Consider the following 11,910-nt stretch of genomic DNA (forward strand, 5'->3'; position numbering starts at 1 on the left):
TAAAACTCGCCTTAATCTTACACTTTTACTTTTGAATTTTCAAAAAGAGTAGAAGTGAAGAAGATCTATTATACTGCAATTCCAATTATTTTTGCGATGCAAACACAGGCGCAAAACGTAACGTTGGACAATCTAGAAGCCGCGTTTTTACAAAAAAATTATGCACTCATTGCGAATAAATTCAATGTTGACAGAATTGATGCTGAAATTATTCAGGAGAAATTATGGCAAAATCCAACGTTGAGTATTTCTGAGGTTAATCTTTGGAAAACTTATAATGTAGAAGAACAGCCTTATTTATTCGGTAAATACGGGAATAATCAACAAATTTCTGTCGAATTAGAGCAATTAATTGAAACGGCAGGTAAACGAAAAAAGCGTGTTGCGATTAAAGAATTAGAAAAGAATTCGGCACTTTTTGAGTATGAGGAATTGTTGCGTGAGCTGAAAAAAGAATTGAGACAAACATATTTTTCGTTGGCGCGTATTCAATCTGAAAAGAAAGAATTGCAAAATAGTATTGATTTATTTGAACAGATGATGACGCAATATCAGCGACAAGCAGATTTAAAAAATGTTCCGAAAGCAGATTTTTACAGACTTCAAACAGAATTAATCGGTTTACAAAAAGATCAAATTGAGCTAGAAAATCAAGAAATTGAATACATTAATAAACTTCGATTGTTAACGCAAAACTCAGATTTAAATGTAAATGAAATCGATTTTTCAAGATTCAATTCTCATTCCAAATCAATCCCATTCAATGCTAAACAATTAGCAAAAGAGCAAAATATAGCGTTAAAAAAACAAGAAAATGAAATCAATTTAGCTGAAAAACAATTGATTTTAGAAAAAGCGCAACGTACACCAGATTTGGCTTTTCAGGTAAATTATGATCGTGGTGGAAATATTATGCGCGATTTTGTAGGTGTAGGTGTAAGCATTGATTTACCGATTTTCAATACGAATAAAGGAAACATCAAAGCTTCAGAAATTGTACTGAATCAACAACAAATTACGAAAAATGCGCTACATTCTGAGTTAGATATTTCGATCGATCGACTTCAAAATCAAATTAGTCAATTGGATAAAGCTCTTATTCAGTGGAAAAAATTGAACAATCAAGAGCAACTAACCATGATTGACAATTACAAAAAACATCTCCAAAATAAACAAATCACTTTATTAGAATTTATTGATTTTACGCAGGCTTATCGCGAATCTCAAAAAGCTTATTTGGATTTATTGGAAAATTATCAAAACACATTCGAAGAACTAAATTATATCGTTGGACAAGATTTATAAAATGATGAAAAAAAGTTTTTATTTTTTAGCTGCTTTTACTTTGGTTTTAAGTAGTTGTAACAAGCAAGAAGCCCCGAAAGAAGCGGTAAAAGAAGACAAATTTTGTTTGAACGAACAATTGAAAAAGTCAACTGAAATTGTAGCTGTTTTAGAGCAGCCGATTCACGAACAATTAACCTTGTCAGGAAAAATTGAATACAACGAAAATGACTTGGTTGGTTTTAAAAGTTTGCTGCAAGGAGTGGTAGATAAAGTGAATTTTGAATTAGGTGATTATGTGCGTCAAGGTCAAGTTTTGGCAGTTGTAAAATCGAACGAAGTGTTGGATTTGGTACAGCAAAAGCGTTATCATCAAAATCAAATGGATTTGATTCGAAAACAAATCAAGTCGAAAAAAGAATTGTTGAATGATGGAATGGCTTCTCAACCCGAAGTTACAGAGGCAGAACACGAATTACAATCAACGCAAATTGAAATTGATAAAATCAATGCAACCTTGAGAATGTATCGTGCGGTTGGCAATGGTCAATTCCAGATTTTATCACCTAAAAATGGTTATATCGTTCAGAAAAACATGAGCGTTGGTCAATCTATTATTTCAGATTCAGAAGATAATTTATTTTCTATTTCTAATTTGAAACAAGTTTGGGTAATGGTAAATATTTACGCCAATAATCTGCAATATGTAAAAAAAGGAGATGCTGTAAAAGTGAAATCTATGGCGTATCCTGATCGAATTTATGTTGGAAAAATTGATAAAATATACAATGTGTTTGATGAAAATGAACACGTTTTGAAAGCGCGTGTTGTGTTAGAAAATCAAGATTTGAACTTGATGCCAGGTTTGAGTGCAGATATTATTATCGATAAACAAAATATTGTAGGAAATGCATTTGCGATACCAAACAAAGCCAAAGTTTTTGAGAACAACAAGGAATATGTGGTGGTATATAAAAATGATTGTACAATGGATATTCGAAAAATTACGACGATTGGTCAGAATGAAGAATTCACATTTGTTAGCGAAAAGTTTGCTCCAAATGAGAAAGTTATTTCTCGAAACGCTCTAATGATATTTGAGGAATTAAATAAATAATAAATGAAAAAGTTAGTACAATCAGTCGTAACTTTTTCGTTACGAAATACAACCTTTGTTTTATTTGCTGTATTTGCATTACTCTTTGCAGGTATATTTTCTTTAAAACATACACCAATAGAGGCATTTCCGGATGTAACAAATACTAGAGCTCGTATTATAACACAATGGCCAGGAAGAAGTGCTGAGGAAATGGAAAAATTGGTGACTCTACCAGTTTCAAAAGTAATGAATAGTATTCCGCATAAATCTAATATTCGTTCAATTTCTCTTTTCGGATTATCTGTTGTAACGGTTCAGTTTGAAGATGGAGTAGATGATTTTTATGCACAACAATATGTATCGAATAAATTGAGTGGAGTTGATTTACCAGAAGGAGCTGATGCAGATATTGAACCGCCTTCTGGTGCTACAGGAGAGATTTTTCGTTATGTGATCAAAAGTGATTTACCGATCAAGGAAGTTACCGCGATACAAGATTGGGTAATAGAACGTGAATTGCTTTCTGTATCAGGAGTTGCAGATGTTGTAAGTTTTGGTGGAGAAGAAAAAACGTATGAAATTAAAATTAATCCAACAGAATTAAAGAATTATAATTTATCGCCTTTAGATGTTTATGAAGCAGTTTCTAAATCAAATATAAATGTTGGTGGAGATGTGATTCAGCAAGGAGATCAAGCTTATGTAGTTCGTGGTGTTGGTTTACTAGATAAGATAGAGGATATCGGAAATATTACTGTCGCTCTAAATGGTTCTACACCAATTTTGATCAAAAATGTGGCAGATGTTGTCATTTCGAATAAACCACGTTTGGGGCAAGTTGGTTACAATAAGCATGATGATATGGTAGAAGGAATTGTTGTGATGTTGCGTGGTGAAAATCCATCCGAAGTCATTGAAAATCTGAAAGCGAAGATTGAAGAATTGAATACAAGAACTTTACCAGATAATGTGAAAATTGAAACAGTTGTAGATCGTACCAAATTGGTGGATAATACAGTACATACGGTTTCTAAAAATATTATTGAAGGTATTTTATTGGTATCATTAATTGTTTTTGTTTTTTTATATAATTGGAAATCAACATTTATTGTAGCTTCGGTTATTCCGCTTTCATTTTTGTTCGCAATTATCATGTTGAAAATACAAGGATTACCAGCGAATTTAATTTCAATGGGGTCACTGGATTTTGGATTGTTGTTAGAAGGAACTTTGGTAATTGTAGAAACAGTTTTTGTTGCTTTAGCTACAATGCAACATAAAGTAGGAGCAGAACGTTTCGCAAAAATGAGTAAAATGGGTGTTATAAAGAAAAGTGCAGGAAGTGTAGCTTCTTATATTTTCTTTGCCTTACTTATTCTTATTGTTGCTTTATTACCGATATTTTCATTCCAAAAAGTGGAAGGTAAAATGTTCTCTCCTTTAGCATTTACATTAGGATACGCATTATTAGGATCTTTAATATTAAGTCTAACTTATGTTCCTGCAATGTGTAAGTTGCTTTTTAAGAAAAATATGGAGGAGAAAGAGAACTTTATTACTCGATTTTTTCAGAAAACTATTTTTGGATTATATGAAACTGCATTTCGTTATAAAAAGGCAACAATAGGAATCTTTTTAGGAATTTTAGCTCTTTGTTTGTTTAAGTTCTCGCATTATGGATCAGAATTTCTTCCAAAACTGAATGAAGGAGCAATTTACATTCGTGCAACTTTACCAAATAGTGTCAATTTACAAGAATCAACTCGATTAACAAAAGAGATGAAAGAGTTGATGCAGAAAGATTGTGATGAAATTGATTTTATTTTAACACAAACAGGTCGTCCAAATGATGGAACAGATCCAACAGGATTCTTTAATATTGAGTTTAATGTTCAATTAAAAGATGAAAAAGATTGGAAGCGCAAGATTTCAAAAGAAGAGATTATTCAAGAGATGCGAGATAAACTAAATCATTATCCAGGAATTGTATTTGGATTTTCGCAACCCATTCAAGATAATGTCGAAGAATATGTAGCTGGTGTAAAAAGTTCATTAGTTATTAAGATTTTTGGTGATGATTTGTATGATTTAGAAAAATATGCAAACAAGGTCGCTACTTCTATCGAAAAAGTAAATGGAATAACGGATATCAATGTTTATAAAAATATTGGTTTACCTGAACTTAGAATAGAATTGAGTGATTCAAAAATGGCGAAATATGGTATTAGTACAGCGGATGTTCAGGCAGTAATTGAAATGACAATTGGTGGACAAGCAGCTACTAAGTTTTATGAAAATGATCGACAGTTTGATGTTATTCTTCGTTTTCAGGAAGCTTATAGAGATACTCCTGAGAAAATTGGAAATATTTTGATTCCAACAAGTAATGGGAACAATGTTCCTTTGCAGGAAATAGCTACAATTGGTTATCAAACAGGACCTGCTTTTATTTATCGAGAAGGAAATAGTCGATATATCGGTGTAGGATTCAGTATAGAAGGTCGTGATTTAGGAAGTACAATCGATGAAGCGAAGAAAGTAGTGGCGAAAGAAGTTAAATTACCGAAAGAAAATTACATGGAATGGGCTGGTGAATTCGAAAGTAAAGAGCGTGCAGCAAAACAATTAGCAATGGTCGTTCCGATTTCGTTAGTTTTGATTTTATTATTATTGTATACCAATTTCGGAAATGTAAAAGACACAGCGATAGCTGCATTAACACTGCCTTTTGCTTTTATTGGAGGATTTATTTCGCTTTGGGTAACAGGAACCATTTTTGGTATATCTGCGGGAATAGGTTTTATTATTCTTTTTGGAGTAGCAACGATTGATGGAATTGTTCTAATTGGTGTTATTCGAGATAATTTAAAGCATAAAATGCAATTAAAAGAAGCAATAGTCAATGGTGTTAAAAGTAGAATACGCCCTGTTGTGATGATTGCGCTTATGGGATCGATGGGATTATTACCAGCAGCACTTTCTACCGGAATGGGATCAGAAATTCAAAAGCCTTTGGCAATTATGATTGTAGGAGGATTAATTATTTGTTTAATCTTATCCTTTACAATTCTTCCAGTTGTATTTTATTATGCATATAGAAAAGAATATCAACAGAAATTCCTGAAATAATTTGTGTAGTTGTTTTATATAAAGGAGTTTTTATCAAAAGGTAAAAACTCCTTTTTTATTGATTATGAATGAGTAAATCTAGAATAATTAATTATAAAGTAGAAGACCACTTAGAACCAAACGTTACGTTACCTTCTTGAAGTACAATATCTGAATGTAAAAATTTTGCGGCATCTGCTGACTTTTTCACTTTAACGCTACTTCGTTCCATCATCTCTTTTTCATATTGTTGTAAAACTTCTTCACGTAAATTAATCTGTTTATTTTGAATATTATTATAAGCTGATGTTATTTTTTGTGCTAACAATAAAGCATCTAATAAAGCTTGATTTGCACCTTGTCCTTTAAAAGGACTCATAGGATGAGCTGCATCGCCAATTAAAGTGACAGAGCCAGCATTTTCTAGTAAATTTGACATTAATAAATCTCGATCATAAACGGGGTATCCAGTGATTTGTTTGGGTTCTGTAGCTGCAATAATTTCAGGAATAGGAGAGTGCCAATGCGTTCTTTTAGCAACTTCTATTTTTAAAGCCTCTGAACCTTTTTTACTCAAAGCTATCGCTTCATTTTCTAACATTGGAAAACTAAATTGCCACATAACCGAATCTTTGTCATAAGGCATCATATACATTCGTTCAGTTCCATTTGCTGTTTGAAATACCGTTACTCCATCCAACAAATGATTTTCTAAATTAGTTAAAGCATCCAGTTTACAAATACCTAAAATAACAATACACCCCAAATAACGTAATGGAGTATTTTCCTCATTTATAATCAATCGACGAACTATACTTCGTATGCCATCAGCACCAACAAGTAAATCAGCTTTAAAGTGTTTTTGAATTCCATCAACATCAAACGTTAATTCTATTTTATCATCAACATTAAAATCGACTAATTGATGATTCCATAAAACTTGATTATTGCCACCTAATTGATTTAAAAAAGCTAAGCGTAAAGATTGTCTCGCAATGTGAATATTGGTATGTTTATTTTTGTTTTTAGCTTCAATCGCTTCTTTATCTTGCAATTTTCTTATTCCCCATTCGCCAATCACATTTCCTTCTATAGTATGTGCTAAATGCAATGTAGAAACGATTCCTTCCTCTAAAGTTTGGATTCCAAATTTTTTTAATTCTTTACTAGCTTGCTGTAACGTTAGTCCATAACCTTGGGAACGATCGTTGAAAGCTCGATCACGTTCAAAAAGTGTAAAAGGAATTTGACGATGTAAACACGCTAATGCTAATGCAATTCCACCAATTCCAGCTCCGACAATTGCAACATGAGGATATTTTTTTTCGTTGGGTGATGGATGTTCATTTGTAGTTGTCAAACCGGTTCCTGAGCAGACAGTACAGATCTGCATCGAACTTTTTGGTTTATTTGGAGTAATAAAATTTTCATTCTTTTTAGATTGAGCAACAGCTGATTCATAACGCGATAGTTTCCTTTTCGAAACTCCTTGACTTTTTTTTCCAAGTCCATTACAATTCTTGCAACTTATCCAATTTTCTCGAGTACTCAATTTAAAAATTTTTGCAAAAATAAGATTAAAGTAGCTATTTAGAAAAATCTAATCGTAAAAGATAGAATTAATACATGAATAATGAATTTTTCTGTAATAATAGTTTTCATTATTCAACTTCTTTATAGTGATGATTCTACAACCTTTTTCAGAGATTTTAGAATGGGTTTAATATATCCGGACTATCATTTATTATAAAAGTGGAATGTATATACAATCCGTTGGACTTATAATTTTGGTCAAAAATAAAATCAATTGAAAAAATTATTAAATCATATTGTTTTAGAACCAAAATTACATGTAAAGTGGCTTAATACACTTTCGTTTATGGAAAATGCAGGAGCACGAAAGATTTCGGCATGTGAGCACAAAACTTTTGTGAATCTTATCCAATTGAAACATGCAGCTGAGGAACATCGCCATGCTTATTATTTGAAAAAGCAAATTATAAAATTAATTCCAGATGCTTGTGTCAATTATGAGCCTATTTATCTTTTAGCACCAAAAGCAACAATGTATTATTTACATCAATTAGATATTCAGGTTTGTCGTTTGTTGAAGAAAGAATTTAATCTTGATGGGGAAGATTTAAAATACGCAGCTTATTTGTTTGTGACTTACGCTATAGAAGTGAGGGCAGATGAATTGTATCCAATATATCAAGATATTTTGACGGCGCATCAACAAAAAGTGATGGTAAAATCTATTATTGTTGAAGAAGAAGGTCATCTTGAAGAAATGATTTCACAATTAAAAGAATTTCATAGAGAATGGAAAATCTATGCAAATCAAGTGATACAACTAGAAGAAGTGTTATTTATGAATTGGATTTCTGCAATTGAAAATGAACTGAATAATGTCGAAATTTTTTAATTCATTGCGACTATCTCTATTTGAAAGAGAACAAAAAGGAATTAAAAGAACATTAAAAGTTCGTTCTTCTGGAATTGATTTTTATAGTAATGATTATTTAGGATTAGCTAAAAATGAAATCTTACATCAGCAGATTTTAAATGAGTTTATAGCGCAACCATCTTTACTTTATGGTTCTACTGGAGCACGTTTGATTAGTGGGAATTCTGATTATCTAAGTGAAACGGAAGAGATGATAGCAAATGAACATAAAGTGGAAGCTGCATTACTTTTTTCATCTGGATATAATGCCAATTTAGCACTTTTTTCTGCACTTTTAACTCGACATGATGTTGTTTTAGTTGATGAAAATATACATCGATCAGTACATGACGGGATTAAATTATCCAACGCAAAAAAAATAAAGTTTAAACATAACGATTTAGATCATTTAGAGAAACTATTGCAAAGAGTAAAAGAGCGTTGTTTTATCGCGGTAGAAAGTTTGTATTCGATGGATGGTGATTGTGCTCCATTAATTGAACTGGTTGAATTAGCCAATAAATACAATGCAGCATTAGTGGTAGATGAAGCTCATGCTTTTGGTGTTTTTGGTTACGGATTGGTTCATCAATTCGGTTTACAATGCAAAGTGTTTGCAACGGTTGTAACTTATGGAAAAGCGATGGGAATGAGCGGTGCCACGATTTTAGCTAATCAGTTAGTGATTGATTATCTCATTAATTATGCTTCACCTTTTATTTACACCACAGCTATTGCTGATTTTCATGTGACAGGTTTACGAAAAGGTTATCAGTTTATCAAAGAAAATAAATCGCTTCAAGAAAGTTTACAATATAATATCTCACATTTTAGAAATAGTGGCTTAACGAGTTCTTCAAATAAAAATAGTCCAATTCAAATTCTAAAGTTTGTGTCTAGGAGTCAATTAACCAAAATCCAAAATCAATTAGAAGAGGCAGGAATAAACACTTTTGCAGTATTTCCGCCTACAGTAGCAGAAGAGCGCTTAAGAATCTGTTTGCATGCTTTTAACACACAAGAAGAAATTAATCAATTAATAGAAAAGATAAAAGAAAATGTCTAAACAATTATTTGTTACAGGGATAGGAACAGAAGTTGGGAAAACGATGGTTTCAGCAATATTAACTGAAGTTTTACAAGCTGATTATTGGAAACCAATACAATCGGGAGATTTAGATTCATCAGATAGTTTGTTGGTAAAATCGTTAACTTCTCCAGAACTGAAAATTCATCAAGAACGTTATCGCTTGCAAAAAGCCGCTTCGCCTCATCAATCTGCAAAAGAAGAAGATATTGAGATTAATTTAAATGATTTTGAATTTCCCAAAACAACCAATTCTCTTATTGTTGAAGGAGCAGGAGGATTATTTGTTCCTATTAATGAAGAAGATTTTATGATTGATCTTATTCAGCAGTTTAATCTTCCAGTAGTTATGGTTGCAACGAATTACTTGGGTTGTATTAATCATACATTATTAACGATTGAAATACTGAAATTAAGAAATATCGCTATCGAATATTTTGTGTTTAATGGAGAGTTTGATGAAGACACTTCTCGTGTTATAAAAAATCATTTGTCTCCGGATATTTCTATCATCATTATACCAAAACTCAATTCAATAAACTCAAGCGAAGTGAGAAATATAGCAGAAACAATTAAGTATCAATTTAATATTTAAAATACAATGAAAGTATCAAACGAAACACGCCATGATTGGACGAAAGAAGAAATCGAAAAAATCTATCATCAACCATTATTAGATTTAGTATATCACGCATCCAAAAAACATCGAGAATGGCACAATGCAAGAGAAGTACAAGTATGCACCTTGTTATCTGTAAAAACAGGTGGTTGTCCCGAAGATTGCTCATATTGCGGACAAGCAGCGCGTTATCATACCGATATTAAAGTAGAAGCTTTGTTACCAACTGCAACAGTATTAGCACATGCAAAGAAAGCAAAAGAAGCGGGCTCATCACGTTTTTGCATGGCAGCTGCTTGGCGAGAAGTACGAAATAATCGAGATTTTGATCGAATAATCGAAATGGTTAAAGGTGTAAATGAATTGGGATTAGAAGTATGTTGTACATTAGGAATGTTGACAGAAGAGCAGGCAATTCGTTTGCAAGAAGCAGGTTTACACGCTTATAATCATAATTTAGATACTTCCGAAGCTTATTACGATGAGATTATTTCTACTCGTAAATTTGATAATCGAATCAATACAATACAAAATGTGCGAAAGGCTGGGATTACAGTTTGTTCGGGTGGAATTATTGGCTTAGGAGAAACGCATCAAGATCGAATTTCTATGCTATTAACTTTGGCAACAATGCCAAAACATCCAGAATCTGTACCTGTAAATGCTTTAGCAAGAGTAAAAGGAACACCTTTAGAAAATAATCCGAAAGTAGATATTTGGGATATGGTTCGTATGATTGCTACAGCTCGTATTGTGATGCCTTCTTCGGTTGTGCGTTTAAGTGCTGGTCGAATAGAAATGACGGAAGTTGAACAAGCTTGGTGTTTTATGGCTGGAGCGAATTCGATTTTTACAGGAGAGCGTGAAACCTTACTGGTAACGCCTAATCCTGGGGTAACAGAGGATATGAAAATGTTTGAAAATTTAGGTTTAATACCAATGGTTAAACAAGAAACAACTCAGACATGTACACATTAAAAGAACGCGATCAGTTGGTGAATTGGCATCCTTATACGCAGATGAAAAAAGCCAATAATATTATTCCAATTGTAAGAGGAGAAGGAAGTTATATTTACGATGAAAATAACAAACAATATATTGACGCTGTTTCATCGTGGTGGGTAACGCTGCATGGACATGCGCATCCGTATATTGCACAAAAAATGCACGAACAGCTAACAACTTTGGAACATGTTATTTTTGCAGGATTTACGCATCGACCTGCAATTGAATTGTCTGAACGTTTGTTGGCTCTTTTACCTCAAAATCAAAAGAAAGCATTTTATAGCGACAATGGATCAACAGCGATTGAGGTAGCATTAAAAATGTGTTTACAATATCATTTCAATAAAAAAGAAGATAGACCTGTGATTTTAGCGTTCAAAAATGCCTATCATGGTGATACTTTTGGCGCGATGTCTGTAAGTGGAAGAGGAATTTGGACAGAACCTTTTAGTGAAAAGCTTTTTGATGTTATATTTATTGATACGCCGAATGCAGAAAATATAGAAGCGATTAAATCGCAAATAAAAGAAGTTGCAACTAAAGTAGCGTGTTTTATTTACGAACCTTTGGTTCAAGGAGCTTCGGGGATGTTGATGCATGAGGCTGAATATTTAGATCAATTGATGAGTTGCTGTAGAGCATATCATATTTTAATGATTCAAGATGAGATTTTTGTAGGATTTGGTCGTACAGGTAAATTATTTGCAGCAAATCATTTGACAGAAGTTCCAGATATTATGTGTTTTTCGAAAGGTTTAACAGGTGGTACTTTGCCTTTGGGCGTTACAACTTGTACAGATAGAATTTACCAAGCCTTTTATGCTGATGATTTGAATAAGACGTTATTTCACGGGCATTCTTTTACGGCAAGTCCATTAGCGTGTACCGCTGCGTTAGCAAGTCTTGATTTGTTATTACAGACTTCTATACAACAGCAAATAGCAAATATTGTACATCAACATCAACATTTTGTTGTGTCTATTCAAGATCATCCTAAAGTAAAAGTGATAAGACAATGCGGCACTATTTTGGCGTTGGAATGGAATACAAATGAAGAAACATCTTATTTTAGTGATATACACGAAAAGCTATATCCTTACTTTTTAGAGAAAGGTATATTATTGCGTCCTTTAGGGAATATTATTTATTTAGTTCCTCCTTATTGTATTTCGACTGATGATCTAAATTATATTTATGATACGATTCGTCAAGCTTTAATCGAATTGTTTTAATGTTAAGTTCTAAATGACGCTTATAAGATT

The 11,910-nt window shown here is 32.6% G+C and carries 9 protein-coding genes; 8 read left to right on the forward strand and 1 reads right to left on the reverse strand.

Translation table 11 applies throughout. The features are described from left to right. Positions 1-54: 54 nt before the first annotated feature. From B2X73_RS05415 to B2X73_RS05425, 3 genes are read left to right on the forward strand one after another with little or no spacing between them, the layout of a single operon-like run. Positions 55-1,305 (forward strand): TolC family protein, encoded by a 1,251-nt coding sequence (locus B2X73_RS05415; RefSeq protein ID WP_291095942.1) that lies wholly within the window; start codon positions 55-57, stop codon positions 1,303-1,305. 4 nt (positions 1,306-1,309) lie between these two features. Continuing rightward, positions 1,310-2,401 (forward strand): efflux RND transporter periplasmic adaptor subunit, encoded by a 1,092-nt coding sequence (locus B2X73_RS05420; RefSeq protein ID WP_291048383.1) that lies wholly within the window; start codon positions 1,310-1,312, stop codon positions 2,399-2,401. Between the two features lie 3 nt (positions 2,402-2,404). Beyond that, the gene (locus B2X73_RS05425; RefSeq protein WP_291051693.1) at positions 2,405-5,512 is read left to right on the forward strand and encodes an efflux RND transporter permease subunit; all 3,108 of its coding nucleotides are present in this window, start codon (positions 2,405-2,407) and stop codon (positions 5,510-5,512) included. A gap of 91 nt (positions 5,513-5,603) precedes the next feature. Here the strand turns inward: B2X73_RS05425 and B2X73_RS05430 are convergent, their stop codons facing one another. Further along, a complete protein-coding gene (locus B2X73_RS05430; protein ID WP_409410981.1) occupies positions 5,604-7,052 on the reverse strand; it encodes an FAD-dependent oxidoreductase in 1,449 nt (482 codons plus the stop codon). A gap of 246 nt (positions 7,053-7,298) precedes the next feature. On the opposite strand from B2X73_RS05430, the gene B2X73_RS05435 reads away from it, so the two are divergent. From B2X73_RS05435 to bioA, 5 genes are read left to right on the forward strand one after another with little or no spacing between them, the layout of a single operon-like run. Beyond that, entirely contained in the window at positions 7,299-7,916 is a 618-nt protein-coding gene (locus B2X73_RS05435; RefSeq protein ID WP_286494872.1) for a hypothetical protein, read from the forward strand. Next, a complete protein-coding gene (locus B2X73_RS05440) occupies positions 7,900-9,003 on the forward strand; it encodes an aminotransferase class I/II-fold pyridoxal phosphate-dependent enzyme (protein ID WP_286494870.1) in 1,104 nt (367 codons plus the stop codon). Before B2X73_RS05435 ends, B2X73_RS05440 begins: the two co-directional genes overlap by 17 nt. Continuing rightward, complete coding sequence (gene bioD / locus B2X73_RS05445) at positions 8,996-9,619, forward strand: dethiobiotin synthase (RefSeq protein ID WP_291095946.1); 624 nt, start codon at positions 8,996-8,998, stop codon at positions 9,617-9,619. Before B2X73_RS05440 ends, bioD begins: the two co-directional genes overlap by 8 nt. Before the next feature lie 6 nt (positions 9,620-9,625). Then, the gene (bioB, locus tag B2X73_RS05450; protein WP_291095949.1) at positions 9,626-10,621 is read left to right on the forward strand and encodes a biotin synthase BioB; all 996 of its coding nucleotides are present in this window, start codon (positions 9,626-9,628) and stop codon (positions 10,619-10,621) included. Further along, the gene (gene bioA / locus B2X73_RS05455) at positions 10,609-11,880 is read left to right on the forward strand and encodes an adenosylmethionine--8-amino-7-oxononanoate transaminase (RefSeq protein ID WP_291048364.1); all 1,272 of its coding nucleotides are present in this window, start codon (positions 10,609-10,611) and stop codon (positions 11,878-11,880) included. The genes bioB and bioA overlap by 13 nt, the downstream gene beginning before the upstream one ends. The last annotated feature ends 30 nt before the right edge of the window (positions 11,881-11,910 follow it).

It is taken from the genome of Empedobacter sp. UBA7252 (assembly GCF_002472765.1).
GTDB classification, from domain to species: domain Bacteria; phylum Bacteroidota; class Bacteroidia; order Flavobacteriales; family Weeksellaceae; genus Empedobacter; species Empedobacter falsenii_B.

What these genes read in the sequence shown, in the direction of transcription:
- bioD (WP_291095946.1), top strand. Translation starts at nt 8,996, where the DNA reads ATGTCTAAACAATTATTTGTTACAGGGATAGGAACAGAAGTTGGGAAA.
- B2X73_RS05420 (WP_291048383.1), top strand. Translation starts at nt 1,310, where the DNA reads ATGAAAAAAAGTTTTTATTTTTTAGCTGCTTTTACTTTGGTTTTAAGT.
- B2X73_RS05440 (WP_286494870.1), top strand. Translation starts at nt 7,900, where the DNA reads ATGTCGAAATTTTTTAATTCATTGCGACTATCTCTATTTGAAAGAGAA.
- bioA (WP_291048364.1), top strand. Translation starts at nt 10,609, where the DNA reads ATGTACACATTAAAAGAACGCGATCAGTTGGTGAATTGGCATCCTTAT.
- B2X73_RS05425 (WP_291051693.1), top strand. Translation starts at nt 2,405, where the DNA reads ATGAAAAAGTTAGTACAATCAGTCGTAACTTTTTCGTTACGAAATACA.
- bioB (WP_291095949.1), top strand. Translation starts at nt 9,626, where the DNA reads ATGAAAGTATCAAACGAAACACGCCATGATTGGACGAAAGAAGAAATC.